Here is a 15,531-nt window from a genome sequence, read left to right as displayed (position 1 = left end):
TATCAAGAGAATAGATGCAATAAATAGAAAATCAGTTAACTTTCTTGCTTAATAATATTTTGACTTGCTTTTTTTAAGCTAAAAAGCAGTTGTCCAAGGAGTACGTCCTTACTACTCAGCGTCACGATAATCATTGGATGTTGAGCTGAAGGTACTGAGGTTAAGACAGCTTTACCATTTTCTGCATCTAAAGTAATGCTTTGACATCCAATGAGCTGTATTTCTTTAAGAAAAGCACTCACCATTGCTAAAATAGAGCTACTAACAGCGGCTAGTTTGCTTGCATTATAATGATTTTTTTTAGTGATCGTTGTGAGTTCAAAACCATCAGTGGAGCAGAGCATAATAAAATCGATTCCGCGCACGTTATTAATAATATCTTGAACTTCATTCTTTGCGTATTGAATAAGTTCAGGAGGGGCAATTCTCCGTTGTTCTTTTAAAGCAAACATGGCTATTACCTCAAATTTAGTTTCAGCTTGTTAGGTTATAATTGACTTCTAATGATGCGATAAGTGATTCGACTATCAATAATATGTGATCAGTTTTACGTGCATCAATAAAAAATAGTGGATAAGAATATTGGTTTTGTTTTAGCCAGTCACGATAGATAGAAAGTGGTTTTTCTTTGTTTTGATCGACATGGGTAATGCCAATAGCAATATTATTGCTTTGGGACTTAAAGCTTTCTAAATAAGCTTCGAGTTCTTCTAAAGGTATTTCAACTGAGTGATCAATGAGTAAAATGACTCCAATCGCTCCCTCACAAATAACAGACCAGATGAAATCAAAACGGGTTTGACCTGGTGTTCCGTATAGCCCAATTTTTACGCCATCTTCGAGTGTAATCTCGCCATAATCAATACCTACGGTTGTTTGTTGTTTTTCATGTGCTGCTTGATCAGTGTTGAAAGCTTCTGTAGCTAATACAGGAATTTCAGACAGTGATTTTATAGCTTCGGTTTTACCTGCTCCCATGCTCCCTGCAAAAACAATTTTATATTGCTGTAAGATCATATATCTTCCTTATATTCCAAAGCGGCGGCGCAATTTACCGAAAAATTTGTTTAAAAAACTTTGGTTTTCATCATCTTGAGTACTGGAATGTTGTGAAAATTTACTTTGTGTTGCCGCAATTTCATTTCCATTATCAGATGCAATACAAGCCGCTATAAATTGTTTCACGGTATGAAGTGGTAGGCTAAGTTGTTTTGCGATTTCAGTGAGTTCAGCGCCTTGAATAAAGCATGCACTCAGTCGTAATATATTTTTTTGATTTTTTGTGCTGAAAGGCTGTGGCCAGTAATCTAATTGATAAAATTGGATATCATCTGCCAAAGTGTGTAGTTCGTGAGAATTCCAAACGAGGTTCCATAACCAATTTTCTAACAGATATTCAGATTTACGTGAAACTTTGACAAAATCAGCGGTCATTGCAAAATCATATTGGAAGCTATGATTAGTCTGGGTGGTGGTTCGAGTCGGCTCTAACCAAGCAATTTGACTTCGTGTATCAATGATTGCCAATGTTCCATGATCATCAAATAAATGTAAACGCGCATTTTGAGGATTGAGCATGTGTTTAAAAGTTGACGGTTTTAATATTGAAGTGATTTGCTTAGTTACGTTTATATTAAATTCTTCATCATCTGATAAATAATTTAATAATCTTAAATGTATCCACTGTTTGAGTGGTTCAATTTTATGATTAAAAGGTAAATACAAGGTATTATTATTGATATCACCCGATAAATTATGGTTTTTTACGATTTTTAAAAATGGGAATTTTTTATTTTTTAGAATTTTTTGAATGCTGTCAGTTTCAAAAAAAGATTCATTAATGAGAAGTAAATCAATATTAGGGTCGGCCGCATTTATCCAGTTAATACCATATTGGTCTGGAATAGCATTTCTTAATTCTATTTTTAATTCATCTGAACTTTTTAATCCTAAGCCAGAAATTGCAATATTAATGCAGTGTCCATTCATAATATCTTTTTGTATCTCAACGTTGGACAGTACAAAATTAATAGCCCCTTAAATCATTCGATTGATTAAAGGGCTAATGATCATTAAGCAAAATCGAGTTCTTTCTCAAACGTTTTTAGTTCATGGCGGGCCATCGCTAAATTAGATTTTGAGCGATCTAAAACTAGATATAAGAAGATATTGCTATTGCTCTCTAAAGGGCGAATAAGATGATATTGCTTGCCTAGTGTGATTAATATATCTTCAATTTCATCATTGAGCTTGAGTGAATTTGCAACGCGTCGCTTAGCACGGACAACTTCAGTGTTACCTGCTGCTGCAAGTTCTAAATCAATATTACCCCCACCTTGAGTCGCTAGCGCTAAACCGCTTTCAGTATCAACTAATGCCGCAGCATTGAAACCATCAATACTGGTCAATCCATCAAGTGATAATTTCGCCATATTTTTACCTATTTATTAAGATATGATTATTTATAATTTCTACTACTCCTGATTTTTATTCAGAGTGAAATAGTAGGAGTTTTTTATTATTCAAAAGTGTCTTGGCTAAATCAATAGTACATATACTAGAACCTGTAATGATGAGTCTTTTACTTGATTAGAATAGCCAAGTTAAATTGAGGAAAATGTATTTTTAAATGCATATTGATCATTTAAATGTGATTTTTATCGCATTAAATTTGATCAAAAAAGCTAAAATTACAAGTGTAACAAATTATATTTTTTAAAAATAATGAATGTTATGAAGTGACATTATTTGTTAACTATAAGGTAAATAAAAAATAAGAGAGTATATACTCTCTTATTTTTTAAATAGTCTTTTTAATCTGTCTTAATGAATTAAGTTTGAATATTGGCAATATAAAAAAACCAAAATTGCCAAAGCCACTATTGGCGCCACAATTTTAGACCATGCAGGAATAGGTAATTCCTGAATTTCAATCGTGGTATGGTGATTTGTTTCGGTGGGTTGTTGTGCAGTATGGACCATTTGATTAAACTCCTTCATGGTTTCATCTAATGATAGCTCTTCTGAAACTTGAGGTTTAGTCCCAATGAGTTCTGTGAGTTGATTTGTTGACCAAACCCAATCATCAGCCTGTCCAGATAAATGCTCAATTTGACCTGCCAATAGTTCTTTTAACCCAGTGGGACCAAAATTTCCTGTATCATCGAGTTGTTTAATCTCAGAAAATTGTAGTTCCAAAATCTCCATCAACGCCTGTTCTTGCTCTTTAGGGGCTAATTCTGATTGATTGTTTGAGGAGGTAACAAGATGACGAGCAATCTCTTGTAGGTACAAGGGATCAATTCTATGAATTTCTTGGTAAAGTTTATTTTCATCTTCACGCCAGAGTTGAATCAATTTTCCCAAAACCAAGGCATTGAGTTCAAAAATATAATGGCTACGCTTTTCACGTGAATATTGTGAAAATAGCTGAGGCTTTTGAATTTCAGTCTGCTCAGCAAAATAATGTACTAAATCAAAAGCCATCGGATACTCCGTAAATTTAATCTAATAATCGTAAACTTGGTTTTTTCTTAGGTGTTTCAGATTCAACTTGTTCTTGAGTATTTGATTTTAAAGTATCTTCTGTCGTTTGCACATTGGCATATTCGTCAGGGTCGAAGAATAATCCTTGTCCATTTTCACGTGCATAAATTCCCAATAAAGCAGAAATAGGGACATAAATATCACGAGCAACACCGCCAAAACGAGCAGAGAAGCTAACTGCATCGTTACTCATTTGAAATTGATGAACTGCATGAGGGGCAATATTCAAAACAATTTGTCCATCTTTAACAAACTGTTCTGGAACGGAAGTATACGGCTGAGTCGCATCAACCAATAAATAAGGCGTGAGTTGGTTATCACAAATCCATTCATAAATTGCGCGTGCCATATATGGGCGGGTAGGGCTTAAATTTATTTCCTGATTTGACATGATAAACTCACTTAACGATTTACTAAGGCACTATAGCGCGTTTTTTCCTGCTGTGTCATGGATTTAACAAAAGCAGGACGACTAAACACACGATTACAATAGAGTAATAAAGGACGAGATTGTTGAGGCGATAATTCAATTCCCATACTTTGCAGCCTGAGAAACATGGGAGCAATCATGCAGTCCAAAATTCCAAAGTTTTCCGACATAAAGTAAGGAAAATGTTGAAACAATGGAGCAAGTGAAATTAAAGTATCTTTAAATTCTTTTTGGGTTTTGGCTTTTTGTGTAATATCCAGAGTATCCGCATGTTTGAGCATGATATCAGCTTGCTTAAACCAGTCTTGCTCAAAACGCCAGATATATTGGCGTTGTTCTGCCCGAGTACTCGGTGCATCCGCATACAGCTTATTTTGTCTATAACGATCGTCAATATATTCTGAAATAATTGCAGTCGAAAATAGTTTTAAATCATTTTCTAGTAGCATCGGTAGTTGATTGTAGGGATTTAAGCTCGCAAGGTCTTCATCTTCATGATCTACTAAAATTAAGTGATGTTTGATTTGTTTTTCTGCGAGTAAAAATCGTATCCAGTGTGAGCGAAAATCATCTGCATGACTATAAAGCGTAATTCCTTGAAGCGATGCATTTTCGACAGACATATCTCAAAAAACTAAAAAATTGGATGGTGTAGGATACTAAAAATACATCTAAAAAGATAATACCCCGTTAAATAAGTTTGGAGCATTCGCTTGGCATCTAGCGAGTATTGTAAAGGACAATAAGTAAAAAATTTTAGATAAAGAAAAACCCCAGAATATCTGGGGTTTTGTCCAACTCGAAAAACGTATTAACGTTTAGAGAATTGAGGACGTTTACGTGCTTTACGTAAACCAAGTTTTTTACGTTCAACTTCACGTGCATCACGAGTAACGAAGCCCGCTTGACGAAGAACTGGTTTTAAAGTTTCGTCAGATGCGATCAAGGCACGAGTAATACCGTGACGGATAGCACCAGCTTGACCACCGATACCACCACCTTTAACAGTGATGTAAAGGTCGTACTTTTCAGTTGCTTCTAACAACTCAAGTGGTTGACGAACAACCATTTGAGCAGTTTCACGACCGAAATATTGCTCTAAAGTACGGTTGTTAATCACGAGTTTACCAGTACCAGCTGATAAGAAAACACGTGCAGTTGCGGTCTTACGGCGACCTGTACCATAATTAGTTGCCATGTGCTTTATCCCTTAGATGTCCAAAACTTGTGGCTGTTGAGCAGTATGAGGATGCTCGCTACCAGCATACACTTTCATCTTCTTGATCATTGCATAACCAAGAGGACCTTTTGGCAACATGCCTTTCACAGCGCGTTGGAAGATTTCTTCAGGTTTGTGAGCAACTAATTTTTCGAAATTAGTTTCTTTTAAACCGCCTGGGAATTCAGTGTGGCGATAGTATTTTTTATCAAGTGCTTTGTTACCAGTCACTTGAACTTGTTCAGCATTGATCACAACGATGTAGTCACCAGTGTCAACGTGAGGTGTATAAGAAGTCTTGTGCTTACCGCGTAAACGACGAGCGATTTCAGTCGCAAGACGACCTAAAGTTTTGCCAGAAGCATCAACAACGTACCAGTCGTGTTGTACTTCAGCAGGCTTAGCGCTGAGAGTTTTCATTACTACTACCTATTATAGTTGGTTTGGACGGTGGAATCTGCCCAAACAAAAGGAGACGAGATTCTAAACGAATCCATCAGCTTTCACAAGAAATAATCGATTTTAAACCACATTATTTTACCCGACGAAACGCTAAAATTGAATATACTGCAATGGATGAAAATTGATACGAGTGCGATTTGATGGCACGTCCTTTATATATTACCAGTGGTGAACCTGCAGGGATTGGTCCAGACATTTGTTTAAGCCTTGCTGAACGTTTGGATCAACGACCGCTTGTGGTTTTGGTCGATCAGGATTTAATGCGTCAACGTGCCCAGCAATTGGGAATTGAGGTTGAACTGATTGAGTATCATGGACAACCCAACTCTTGTGAAAAAGGTCAGCTTTATATCGAACATGTTGCTTTACATGTTCCCGTTATTGCAGGGGAATTAAATTTCCAAAATGCAGCTTATGTGATTGAGCAATTAAAGCGTTCTGCTGAATATGCCATGACAGGGAAAAGTGTAGGATTAGCAACGGCACCTGTACAAAAATCAGTGATCAATGATGCAGGCATTACTTTTAGCGGACATACTGAGTTTTATCAGGAATTTGCAGGGGTTGCCCGTGTGGTGATGATGCTAGCAACCAAAACTCTTCGAGTGGCTTTAGCCACTACGCACTTACCCTTGCGTGCTGTTGCGGATGCGATTACAGCTGAACGCTTACATCAGGTGATTGATATTTTACTGCATGATCTGAAAACTAAATTTAAGATTGCGCAGCCACGAATTTTAGTCTGTGGCTTGAATCCGCATGCGGGTGAAGATGGTTATTTAGGTCGGGAAGAAATTGAAGTGATCAATCCTGTCCTTGAACGCTATCGTCACAACGGAGTAAACATGAGTTTATGTCTGCCTGCGGACACTTTATTTACCCCTGAACATTTAAAAGATGCCGATGCGGTTTTGGCGATGTATCACGATCAGGGCTTACCTGTGTTAAAATCACAGGGCTTTGGTGAAGCCATTAACATTACGCTAGGTTTACCATTTATTCGCACCTCAGTCGATCATGGTACGGCACTGTCCTTGGCTGGTACAGGTTTAGCCAAAAGCTCAAGTTTGCAAATTGCGGTTGATCTGGCGCTAGATCTGGCGCGTCAATAATTGATTTCTGTTGGAACGTTTTTATGTATCAAATTAATGCCCTAAACCCTAAAGAAGAAGGGCATAAAGCTCGTAAACGGTTTGGTCAAAACTTCTTGCATGATCAGCGTGTGATTGCCAAAATTGTACGCTCAGTGAACCCTCGACCAGGTGAGAATATTGTCGAAATTGGGCCAGGTCTGGCTGCCCTTACCTCGCCATTGATTGGCGAGTGTGATGCACTGACTGTGGTCGAACTCGACCGAGATTTGGCAGCAGGTTTACCCGAACGTGTACCGCATCCAGAACGTTTAACCATTGTTGAAGCAGATGCACTCAAGTACGATTTTAGCCAATTAGCACAGGATGGTCGTCCGCTACGTGTGGTTGGTAACTTGCCTTATAATATTTCGACTCCTTTATTATTCCACCTCTTAGAATTTGGCGATAAAGTCAAAGATATGCACTTTATGCTGCAAAAAGAAGTGGTGGAACGGATTACCGCAGCACCCAATAGCAAAGAATATGGTCGTTTGTCGGTGATGATTCAGTATTATTGTCAGCCAACATTTTTATTTGAAGTCCCTGCGGGTGCATTTAATCCGCCGCCAAAAGTCACCAGCGCTGTATTTCGCTTAGTCCCTTATCTTGAGAAACCGATTGTGGCTCAAGATGAAAAAGCCTTATCGCGGTTGGTTGCACACGTATTTACGCAACGTCGTAAAACCTTACGCAACAGTTTGAAAGGAATGCTGAGTGAAGATGGTTTCGAGCAAGCGGGTGTTGATCCGATGGCACGCCCTGAAACTTTAACGCTGGCGCAGTTTGTGGCGTTATCTGATCATATGGTTGGCTAATTAAGATGTCGAAACGTTATAACTATGTGATTGGTGATGTACAAGGCTGTTTTGAAGCATTAAAAGCCTTGCTCAAGGAAATACGTTTTGATCCTGATCAAGACGTGATCTGGTTTGCAGGCGACTTAGTTGCGCGTGGAGAAAACTCGGTCGGCACTTTACGCTTTGTCAAAAAATTAGCAGAACGTGGTGCAGCTTACACCGTGTTAGGAAATCATGATTTAACTTTAATTGCGACTGCGCGTGGCTTTAAAAAAATTAAAGCCAAAGATAATACCCAACAAGTGATTGATGCGATTGACGGTGATGAACTGATTGATTGGTTACGTCAGCAACCGTTGTGTTTATTTCCAAATGATCACACGATTTTGACCCATGCTGGCATTCCCTGTATTTGGACGGCTGAAAAAACTGATCAATTGGCCAAAGAAGTACAAGCGCAGGTTGCAAGTGATGATTTACACCAACTGGATGCATTTTTAGCTGAGATGTATGGCGAACAACCAACATTGTGGTCAGATGAGTTGACGGGTATGTCGCGTCTGCGTGCGATTACTAATTATTTGACTCGGATGCGTCTAAGCAATGCCGAAGGTCGTTTGGAATTTAGTTTTAAGGATGAGCTTTCTGCCCCCATGCCTGAAGGCTTTCGTCCGTGGTTTGAGTTTGATAGTTTAGCTGCACAGACACATCAAATTGTATTTGGCCATTGGGCCGCGCTACAAGGCCGAAGCGTGAATTCTCAAATCCAGAATGTTGATGGGGGCGCGGTGTGGGGTAATCAGTTGATTGCTTATCGACTCGAAGATCAACAGCTTTTTCAGGTGGATAACCCATTCATTCACTAAAAATAGAAAAGTCACCATTTGGTGACTTTTCTATAATTGTAACTACGCTTTTTTTATTCCTGACGAATCCAGATTTGGGTACGACCCAACGCCGAAACACCCACGTAACCGCGAAGTTGTAAGCGTTTGCCGTTAGGACTTAATTTGGCTTTCATACTATAAATTTTACCGCTTAAAGGATCGATAATTTTACCGCCTTTGTAATCTAAATCTTTATCATGCTGAAGGCCAGTTAAAACATCCAGACCTAAAATTGGTTTATTGGTGTAAGGCGGCGGGCAGTTGACGCAAGTCTCTTTAGGCGTATAACCCGGACGCGGCGTAACCTTAATAATCTTACCAATATAAGCCCCATTTGAGTCTTTGCGAATTTCAATCAGGGCTTTGGATGAACCTGTTTTATCATCAATATTTTGCCAGATACCAGAAATGTCTTGTGCAAAAACCAGACTGCTCAACCCCGACAATAATACCGCTGCTGCTAATTTTAGCTTTCGCATCTTTTAAATTCCTTTTTTGCGTAACCAGATAACTTTTTATGTCATAAATGACAACTACTCCAATCTTAGGTGGAATTTGGCTGCTATTCAATGCCTATTTTTGTTTGACAAGTCACAGATTTTGCAGAGAAAGTATAAAGGTTGGCAACCAGATTGCTGTGAATACACCATTAATGGCCATGCCAAAAGCTGCATAACGACCAGCTACCGCACCCCGTTGCCATGCTTGCGCAGTTCCAATGGCATGTGCAGCTAAACCCAAAGCCAGACCCGATGCGCGTTCATCATTAATATGACGCAAAATAAGCGGAGAAAATGCCGCACCAATCACCCCCGATAAAATCACAATTAATGTCACTAGAGTCAATGGAGCATGTAATAAAGTCGCGATATTTAAAGCAATTGGAGTGGTAACGGCACGTGTGGCAAAAGCTAAAATGGTGGGTTCGGACATGTGAAGTAAGTATGCAAGTCCCATCGGTAGAGCAACTGCGCTGGTGCTGGCAAAAATTAGAATACCAATCATGGATTTAAGCGGTAGATCATCGTAGCGCATGGCGGCTAATGGAATCGCAAGCGCGACCGTGACATAGCCCAATAAATGACTAAATAAATTATTCACGTTGTTCATATATTGTTCATAAGGCATCCCAACAACAGCCAAAATCGCGACGACAATACACATACCAAACACTAAAAGTGGTACTTGAGGTAAACGTTTGTTCAAGGGTTTAGCACAGAGATAAGCCACCAGCGTGATTAAAAAACCATAAAGAACGGTTAACATGTCTTCTCTCCCTAAAGCCAACGTTTTGCCATTTTGGCGTAAATCCAGAGTGGAATCAGGGTGCTGATGACCAGTACCAATAAAAACAAGGGAATTTCTTTGCCCATATGTACTAGCATCATCAATGAACCTGCACAAATGGGTAAAAAAGCAAATCCACTTTCTTTCATGATTTTATTGTTAGTATCGACCAGACGATTTGGAACCTTTTTAAACTTCCGCCAGATAAACAATACAATCAAAAGGCTAATCAGTCCGACCAAGTTGCCTAATTCGGGATGATGAAATGTGCCCATGATCAGCACAGCGCCCTCTCGAAATACAATGATTAGCGCAATGGTGGCCAGCCATGCCAACCAGTCGATTTGTTTTAACCTGTCCATGTTGCTCATCTATTTATCATTTGAATATTCACGTTTTAACCGATCTAGGATTTGATTTCAAATTCTTCAAGTGGTCTTTTGAATTGATTGGCACGTTCACCCAGAATATCTTGAAGCGGTAAATGCGCTTGTCGAATCAGTTGCTCAAGTTTATGTGGAGCAATCGAAACCTTTAAATGTAGATTTCCCTCATCATCATAATGTTCGCTTTGGATGACATTTAGTGCATAAAGTTGAGTCCGCAATTTGCCATACGCAGGTTTTAGGATGAGTTCAAAATTTTGTAATTGCCCCATTAAGCATTCTTGTACGGCTTGTTTGAGGAGGTCTAATCCTTGTCCTGAATGTGCAGATACATAAACTCGATCAGGTAAATGCGGTTCAGCATATATAATTTTAGGTTCATCACCACTTAAATCAATTTTGTTATATACCCTCAAAACGGGCGCATCTGCGCCAATTTCTTTGAGTACACCTTCTACCGCTTCAATCTGTTCATGCATATCAGGGCTATGACTATCAATCACATGCAGTAAAAGTGTGGCTTCAAGGGTTTCTTCCAAGGTGGCTTTAAATGATTCCACCAAGTCGTGTTGCAGGTCTCGAACGAAACCGACCGTATCGGCAAGGACAACGGTGCCAATGCCATCCCAGTCTAAACGCCGCAATGTTGGATCAAGCGTGGCAAACAACTGGTCGGCAGCATAAACATCACTATTGGCTAAGATGTTGAACAGGGTTGATTTGCCCGCGTTGGTATAACCGACCAAAGATACCGTCGGAATTGCTGCTTTTTGCCTTGCTGCACGACCCTGCATACGGGTGTGTTGGACTTTGACCAGTTTATCTTTTAATTGACTAATACGCACTTTGATCAAGCGGCGATCAGTTTCAAGTTGCGTTTCACCCGGACCTTTGAGTCCAATTCCGCCTTTTTGTTGCTCAAAGCCCGCTGCCCAACCGCGAATCAACCGTGTCGATAAATACTTCAGTTGTGCCAGTTCAACTTGTAATTTACCTTCATGTGTGCGGGCACGTTGTGCAAAGATATCCAGAATTAATCCTGTGCGGTCAATAACGCGACACTTCATGATTTTTTCCAGATTGCGCTCTTGAGCAGGAGAAAGTGAATGATCGAAGATCACGAGTTCAGCCTCTAAATGCTCTACAAGTTGGGCAATTTCCTCAGCTTTACCTGAGCCAACAAAAAACTTGGGATCAGGTTTATTTCGCTGAACGGTCAGGTGTTCAAGTATTGTCGCGCCTGCGGATTGGGCAAGTAGACGAAACTCTTCAACATCCAGATCATCAAGCATATTGACAGCTACACTGACCAGAATGACGCGTTCCCTTTGTTGCACTTGTCCCAAACCGTCTTCCACAGATCACCAAATTCGTTTAACTAAAATGTCCTGCTAAGATAACCCGAGCAGGCATTTGAATCTAGTTTTATAGCCAAAAGGACTAGATTAAACTATTAAATGCTTGGGCAGTGAGAATCATGGCCCCTGCATATAAAACTGACCAACCCAGAATCTGACGTAACATGGTGGTCATTGAACCTGTAGAATATTGATGTTGTTTCACGGGAGTAGTATGCATGACATGGCTCCTTTGATCTTTAATTTCGATAGTTAAATAATAATCAATCGCAATAATAAATAAAAATTGAATTTTTAAATGTTCATGTTCGGTTTTTATCATCAATACAAGCCCATCAAGTTCAGTATAAAATAGGTCGAAATTGCAATTTAAACAAAAATGATATTTTTATGGCTCAAACGAAATCAGCGACTTCAAAGAACTTAACTCCAGTAGAAAAAGTTTTTTTATATAGTAAAAAATTGGCCACAGGTCTGGGAGTGATTGGTGAAGGCTTTTATTTGGTCTATCGTCATCGACTCTATAAAAATCCAAATAATCCAATGAATACCCGTTATGTGCAGTACTTTTGTCGTCAATTGTGCAAAGTTTTTAATATTGAGGTTGAAGTACACGGCACAATTCCACGGAATCCATCATTGTGGGTGAGTAACCATATTTCTTGGTTGGATGTTGCAGTATTAGGCTCTGGTGCGAGAGTCTTCTTTTTGGCGAAAGCTGAAATTGAAAAATGGCCAGTCCTCGGGCAACTCGCGAAGGGCGGTGGCACCTTATTCATTAAACGCGGTTCAGGAGATTCGATTCGGATTCGTGAACAAATCGCAGATTTTTTAAGGAAAGACATTCCCGTTTTATTCTTTCCAGAAGCCACAACGACAGATGGAAAAAGTATTAAACGAGTGCATGGACGTATTTTGGGAGCCGCAATAGAAGCACAGCGTCCAGTACAAGTCTGTTTGATTTGTTATGTGAATCAACAAGGTGAGTTAGATACGGTGGCACCATTTATTGGCGAAATGACTTTTGCAGAACATGTACAACAAGTTTTGGAAATGCCGAAAGTCACCGCGCATTTACTAACTTTGCCTGAAATTGAGGTACAAGGTCATACGGTGAGCAGTTTAACCGCTGAAGTTCAGCAAAAAATGGAACAAGGTTTAAAAGAGCTGCATGCGAAAGTGTTAAATCATTGATCAAACAGTGCAAACTTGGAGGGTTTATAAGCGATTTAACATCACATAAATCCTTCAATTGGAAGCCATGATAACATTTTGACGCCTGCTCGTTGCCACCATTTCATACGGGGTTCTTTTTTATAAATTTTAGTGCTATTCGGCATTTGGCGATACCAATTGATATTATGATTGGCATCCAGCACCAGTTTATACGCATAATGAGTTAATTGTTGATCCATGGTTTGGTGAATGCTTTTCGCTAAACTCGGACTATTTAAAATGACGCCGATTTCGGTATTTAAATAGGCTGAACGTGGATCGAAATTAAAAGAGCCGATAAACACTTGTTTTTGATCCAGCGTCATCATTTTGGCATGTAGGCTTGAATTGCTCAGACCTTTTAGACTAATTTTAGCTTCTTTGGCTAATTCGCGAGTATCTTTGTTCAGCTCCTCTTCATCCAGCGTGGGCAAAAACTCATAAAGCTGGACGCCATTTTCCAGTAATTCCTTACGATATTTACCATAAAAGGCATGTACGATCGAGACGTCATTGGCTTTAAAAGAATTGGTTAATACCCGAACCTGTACGCCATTTTGTGCCAATTCACTTAAATGTTTGGCACCCTGTTTTTCAGGTACGAAATAGGCAGAAACTAAATCAACATTTTCTTCTGGTTTTTGCAGATTTTTAATCAGCTGAAAGTTTAAATGCTGTTCCTTTTTGGCTTTGCCACGAATTTTATCAGGTGAGTCTTTAACCACTTTCGCCTGAACCCAATCAAACTGGATATTACTATTAAACCATTGGTCAAAGGCATGTGATCGTGCAGCCAAGTTCAGATAGTTTTGTACATTTGCCAGTTCGTAATGTTCATCAAGCTGACGTTTTAGTTCTGGATAGCGTAAATAATGCGTTTTAGCATTGACGATATTAATCACAGAGTAGGCATATTTATCATTCCAGTAATCATCAAAAGAATGAACAATATCATCTACAGCCGAGCCAACCAACATGACATCGACATCGGAAAATTGATAATTATCACTGCTGTTATAATATTGATTGGTCATATTGCGCCCCCCAATCAGCGCAATCTGATCATCAGCGATAAAGCTTTTATTATGCATGCGCCGATTAATGCGTTTTAAGTCGAGTACCATATCGATGGCACGAAACTTGCGGAAGCGATAGGGGTTAAACAGTTTGACTTCTATATTTTGATGCTGTGACAATGCCAGTAAAACCGCTTCCATTTGTTTGGCATTGTTATCATCTATCAATAAACGTACTTTTACGCCACGATCCGCAGCCCGAATAATGGCATGTAAGGCTAAAGCGCCAACGCGGTCGTTGTCCCAGATATAGTATTGTAGATCCAGACTTTTTTCGGCTTTATCAATCAACTTTAGACGTGCTGTAAGCGCTTCAAGTGGATCATAAAGCAGGTGATAACCTGTCAGCCCTTGATTTTGCTGACGTAGAGGTTCTACGACTTTGGCAAGCGTGGTGTGTGATGTATCGACTTGGCTTGCTAACTGAATGACCTCATGACCAGGTTTGGGCAGCGTATTGCATCCGCTTAAACTCAATACCAGCATACAACTGACGCCAAGCAAAAAGTGCCTACTTATTTGCTTTTTTGCAGTAAAATTAGGGTATTGTGTAGCTAAGCGGAGTGTTTTTGCCATAGTGTATGCATCAATAATGTGGCCTAGAGTATAATTCTTGATTAGCCAAAGATAAATAACTGAAACAAAATCACTCATCCTGATGAGTCTTTCAGTGTTTAAGATGCTATTTAAGATCATTTGAGAATAGCTATGTGGGATTTTAATTCGATTATTTTTTATTTCTATCTGATTTTTGTTGTTCTCGCAATTTGGGCAGTTTCGCAAGCCTGGCGTAGTCAAGCCTGTACCGAAACCATTCACCCTTTTAAAGCCTTTGTGCATTTGCTGGTGTTTTATTTATCTTATTTACTGTTTCCTCTGGTTATTTTTACGCTTTATGCGGGATGGTCTGGTTATTTTTCATTGCATCAAAGCGTTTTCATTTTTTTATTAAGTGTTTTTCTGATTTATGCACGTTTTATCGAGCCGCATTTGGTGCATGTGCGGCAGCATCAGTACCGTTTAAATCCGAATCAACCTTTTGCAAAACCGGTCAAAGTGGCTTTGATTGCAGATTTACATGTCGGTTTATATTCTGGTCATGAGCGTCAATTACGCATTATTGTCGAAAAGCTGAATCAGGCACAACCCGATATTGTGGTGGTGGCTGGGGATTGGACCTACGAGCCAGAACATAAACTCGCTGAAGAATTACAAGTATTACGCCAGATACAAGCTCCTGTTTATTCTGTACCCGGTAATCATGATGAACAATATCCCGGCCCGCCGATTCAGGAATTGCTGAAACATGCGCTAGATGTCAATGATGTGATCGATATCGAAGGAAAAATTGTTGAGTTTGATGAGTTCCGTCTGATCGGAATCGGGGACTTATGGGCGGGTAAAACCGATATGCGATTTATGCCAGAATTACCGCAAGATAAGCCGTGGCTGATTTTATCGCATAACCCAGATACGGTCGATATGGTGCCAGAACTTCCTTTACGCCCTTTAATGCTCTCTGGACATACGCATGGAGGGCAAGTTGAATTGCCATGGATCACCAATTACATCATGAAAAAAGTCTCAATTTTAGGACATAAAAAGGGCTTTTATGAGCATGAACATGCAGATGTTTTTGTCACCGTAGGTACAGGCATGGTCGGTGTGCCTTTTCGATTTCGGGTGCCACCCACAATTGATATTATTGAATTGATTTAAGAAATTTTTCTTCAAT

20 protein-coding genes are annotated in these 15,531 nt (G+C 39.4%); 5 read left to right on the top strand and 15 right to left on the bottom strand.

Going from position 1 to position 15,531, the window contains the following annotated elements; translation table 11 throughout:
* Positions 1-35 precede the first annotated feature (35 nt).
* The 9 genes from I6L31_RS07790 to rplM form a co-directional block, all read right to left on the bottom strand.
* Positions 36-452, bottom strand: a complete 417-nt coding sequence (locus I6L31_RS07790) for a roadblock/LC7 domain-containing protein (RefSeq protein WP_004995040.1) — start codon at positions 450-452, stop codon at positions 36-38.
* Between the two features lie 22 nt (positions 453-474).
* On the bottom strand, positions 475-1,017 hold the full coding sequence (locus I6L31_RS07785) for a GTP-binding protein (RefSeq protein WP_005002091.1): 543 nt from the start codon (positions 1,015-1,017) through the stop codon (positions 475-477).
* A gap of 9 nt (positions 1,018-1,026) precedes the next feature.
* Positions 1,027-1,989 carry a hypothetical protein gene (locus I6L31_RS07780; protein WP_005002093.1) on the bottom strand — a complete coding sequence of 321 codons (963 nt, stop codon included), beginning with the start codon at positions 1,987-1,989 and terminating at the stop codon, positions 1,027-1,029.
* 83 nt (positions 1,990-2,072) lie between these two features.
* A complete protein-coding gene (locus I6L31_RS07775; protein ID WP_005002094.1) occupies positions 2,073-2,432 on the bottom strand; it encodes a roadblock/LC7 domain-containing protein in 360 nt (119 codons plus the stop codon).
* A 391-nt stretch (positions 2,433-2,823) separates the two neighbouring features.
* Positions 2,824-3,486, bottom strand: coding sequence for a hypothetical protein (locus I6L31_RS07770; protein WP_005002095.1), 663 nt, complete (start codon positions 3,484-3,486; stop codon positions 2,824-2,826).
* Between the two features lie 16 nt (positions 3,487-3,502).
* Positions 3,503-3,937, bottom strand: a complete 435-nt coding sequence (locus I6L31_RS07765; RefSeq protein WP_005002096.1) for a ClpXP protease specificity-enhancing factor — start codon at positions 3,935-3,937, stop codon at positions 3,503-3,505.
* 11 nt (positions 3,938-3,948) lie between these two features.
* On the bottom strand, positions 3,949-4,599 hold the full coding sequence (locus I6L31_RS07760) for a glutathione S-transferase N-terminal domain-containing protein (protein WP_005002097.1): 651 nt from the start codon (positions 4,597-4,599) through the stop codon (positions 3,949-3,951).
* Between the two features lie 188 nt (positions 4,600-4,787).
* Positions 4,788-5,174 (bottom strand): 30S ribosomal protein S9, encoded by a 387-nt coding sequence (gene rpsI / locus I6L31_RS07755; protein WP_004992397.1) that lies wholly within the window; start codon positions 5,172-5,174, stop codon positions 4,788-4,790.
* A gap of 12 nt (positions 5,175-5,186) precedes the next feature.
* Positions 5,187-5,615: a 50S ribosomal protein L13 gene (rplM, locus tag I6L31_RS07750; protein WP_004992400.1), complete on the bottom strand. Its 429-nt coding sequence runs from the start codon at positions 5,613-5,615 to the stop codon at positions 5,187-5,189.
* A 182-nt stretch (positions 5,616-5,797) separates the two neighbouring features.
* On the opposite strand from rplM, the gene pdxA reads away from it, so the two are divergent.
* The 3 genes from pdxA to I6L31_RS07735 are packed head-to-tail and all read left to right on the top strand — an operon-like array spanning position 5,798 to position 8,453.
* Positions 5,798-6,769 carry a 4-hydroxythreonine-4-phosphate dehydrogenase PdxA gene (gene pdxA, locus I6L31_RS07745; RefSeq protein ID WP_005002098.1) on the top strand — a complete coding sequence of 324 codons (972 nt, stop codon included), beginning with the start codon at positions 5,798-5,800 and terminating at the stop codon, positions 6,767-6,769.
* 23 nt (positions 6,770-6,792) lie between these two features.
* Entirely contained in the window at positions 6,793-7,605 is an 813-nt protein-coding gene (gene rsmA / locus I6L31_RS07740) for a 16S rRNA (adenine(1518)-N(6)/adenine(1519)-N(6))-dimethyltransferase RsmA (RefSeq protein ID WP_004992406.1), read from the top strand.
* A gap of 5 nt (positions 7,606-7,610) precedes the next feature.
* On the top strand, positions 7,611-8,453 hold the full coding sequence (locus tag I6L31_RS07735) for a symmetrical bis(5'-nucleosyl)-tetraphosphatase (protein WP_005002099.1): 843 nt from the start codon (positions 7,611-7,613) through the stop codon (positions 8,451-8,453).
* 53 nt (positions 8,454-8,506) lie between these two features.
* Here I6L31_RS07735 and I6L31_RS07730 read toward each other — a convergent pair whose 3' ends face one another.
* The 5 genes from I6L31_RS07730 to I6L31_RS18305 form a co-directional block, all read right to left on the bottom strand.
* Positions 8,507-8,953, bottom strand: coding sequence for a DUF2147 domain-containing protein (locus tag I6L31_RS07730; protein ID WP_004992409.1), 447 nt, complete (start codon positions 8,951-8,953; stop codon positions 8,507-8,509).
* Between the two features lie 112 nt (positions 8,954-9,065).
* On the bottom strand, positions 9,066-9,740 hold the full coding sequence (locus I6L31_RS07725) for an LrgB family protein (RefSeq protein WP_005002100.1): 675 nt from the start codon (positions 9,738-9,740) through the stop codon (positions 9,066-9,068).
* Between the two features lie 11 nt (positions 9,741-9,751).
* Complete coding sequence (locus I6L31_RS07720) at positions 9,752-10,123, bottom strand: hypothetical protein (RefSeq protein ID WP_005002101.1); 372 nt, start codon at positions 10,121-10,123, stop codon at positions 9,752-9,754.
* A 44-nt stretch (positions 10,124-10,167) separates the two neighbouring features.
* Entirely contained in the window at positions 10,168-11,493 is a 1,326-nt protein-coding gene (gene hflX, locus I6L31_RS07715) for a ribosome rescue GTPase HflX (protein WP_005002102.1), read from the bottom strand.
* Positions 11,494-11,587: 94 nt separating this feature from the next.
* Complete coding sequence (locus I6L31_RS18305) at positions 11,588-11,725, bottom strand: hypothetical protein (protein ID WP_227546612.1); 138 nt, start codon at positions 11,723-11,725, stop codon at positions 11,588-11,590.
* A 170-nt stretch (positions 11,726-11,895) separates the two neighbouring features.
* Between I6L31_RS18305 and I6L31_RS07705 the strand changes: the two genes are divergently transcribed.
* A complete protein-coding gene (locus I6L31_RS07705; RefSeq protein WP_004992421.1) occupies positions 11,896-12,699 on the top strand; it encodes a lysophospholipid acyltransferase family protein in 804 nt (267 codons plus the stop codon).
* Positions 12,700-12,740: 41 nt separating this feature from the next.
* Here the strand turns inward: I6L31_RS07705 and I6L31_RS07700 are convergent, their stop codons facing one another.
* Positions 12,741-14,282 (bottom strand): phospholipase D family protein, encoded by a 1,542-nt coding sequence (locus I6L31_RS07700; protein WP_228128595.1) that lies wholly within the window; start codon positions 14,280-14,282, stop codon positions 12,741-12,743.
* 222 nt (positions 14,283-14,504) lie between these two features.
* Between I6L31_RS07700 and I6L31_RS07695 the strand changes: the two genes are divergently transcribed.
* On the top strand, positions 14,505-15,515 hold the full coding sequence (locus tag I6L31_RS07695; protein WP_005002105.1) for a metallophosphoesterase: 1,011 nt from the start codon (positions 14,505-14,507) through the stop codon (positions 15,513-15,515).
* Positions 15,516-15,531: the final 16 nt, after the last annotated feature.

Source organism: Acinetobacter septicus (genome assembly GCF_019355975.1).
GTDB classification, from domain to species: domain Bacteria; phylum Pseudomonadota; class Gammaproteobacteria; order Pseudomonadales; family Moraxellaceae; genus Acinetobacter; species Acinetobacter ursingii.
This window is presented reverse-complemented; position numbering and strand designations above follow the sequence as displayed.

Coding starts and splice junctions, on each gene's coding strand:
- I6L31_RS07790 (WP_004995040.1), bottom strand. CDS start 452: ATGTTTGCTTTAAAAGAACAACGGAGAATTGCCCCTCCTGAACTTATT.
- I6L31_RS07785 (WP_005002091.1), bottom strand. CDS start 1,017: ATGATCTTACAGCAATATAAAATTGTTTTTGCAGGGAGCATGGGAGCA.
- I6L31_RS07780 (WP_005002093.1), bottom strand. CDS start 1,989: ATGAATGGACACTGCATTAATATTGCAATTTCTGGCTTAGGATTAAAA.
- I6L31_RS07775 (WP_005002094.1), bottom strand. CDS start 2,432: ATGGCGAAATTATCACTTGATGGATTGACCAGTATTGATGGTTTCAAT.
- I6L31_RS07770 (WP_005002095.1), bottom strand. CDS start 3,486: ATGGCTTTTGATTTAGTACATTATTTTGCTGAGCAGACTGAAATTCAA.
- I6L31_RS07765 (WP_005002096.1), bottom strand. CDS start 3,937: ATGTCAAATCAGGAAATAAATTTAAGCCCTACCCGCCCATATATGGCA.
- I6L31_RS07760 (WP_005002097.1), bottom strand. CDS start 4,599: ATGTCTGTCGAAAATGCATCGCTTCAAGGAATTACGCTTTATAGTCAT.
- rpsI (WP_004992397.1), bottom strand. CDS start 5,174: ATGGCAACTAATTATGGTACAGGTCGCCGTAAGACCGCAACTGCACGT.
- rplM (WP_004992400.1), bottom strand. CDS start 5,615: ATGAAAACTCTCAGCGCTAAGCCTGCTGAAGTACAACACGACTGGTAC.
- pdxA (WP_005002098.1), top strand. CDS start 5,798: ATGGCACGTCCTTTATATATTACCAGTGGTGAACCTGCAGGGATTGGT.
- rsmA (WP_004992406.1), top strand. CDS start 6,793: ATGTATCAAATTAATGCCCTAAACCCTAAAGAAGAAGGGCATAAAGCT.
- I6L31_RS07735 (WP_005002099.1), top strand. CDS start 7,611: ATGTCGAAACGTTATAACTATGTGATTGGTGATGTACAAGGCTGTTTT.
- I6L31_RS07730 (WP_004992409.1), bottom strand. CDS start 8,953: ATGCGAAAGCTAAAATTAGCAGCAGCGGTATTATTGTCGGGGTTGAGC.
- I6L31_RS07725 (WP_005002100.1), bottom strand. CDS start 9,740: ATGTTAACCGTTCTTTATGGTTTTTTAATCACGCTGGTGGCTTATCTC.
- I6L31_RS07720 (WP_005002101.1), bottom strand. CDS start 10,123: ATGGACAGGTTAAAACAAATCGACTGGTTGGCATGGCTGGCCACCATT.
- I6L31_RS18305 (WP_227546612.1), bottom strand. CDS start 11,725: ATGCATACTACTCCCGTGAAACAACATCAATATTCTACAGGTTCAATG.
- I6L31_RS07705 (WP_004992421.1), top strand. CDS start 11,896: ATGGCTCAAACGAAATCAGCGACTTCAAAGAACTTAACTCCAGTAGAA.
- I6L31_RS07700 (WP_228128595.1), bottom strand. CDS start 14,282: ATGCTGGTATTGAGTTTAAGCGGATGCAATACGCTGCCCAAACCTGGT.
- I6L31_RS07695 (WP_005002105.1), top strand. CDS start 14,505: ATGTGGGATTTTAATTCGATTATTTTTTATTTCTATCTGATTTTTGTT.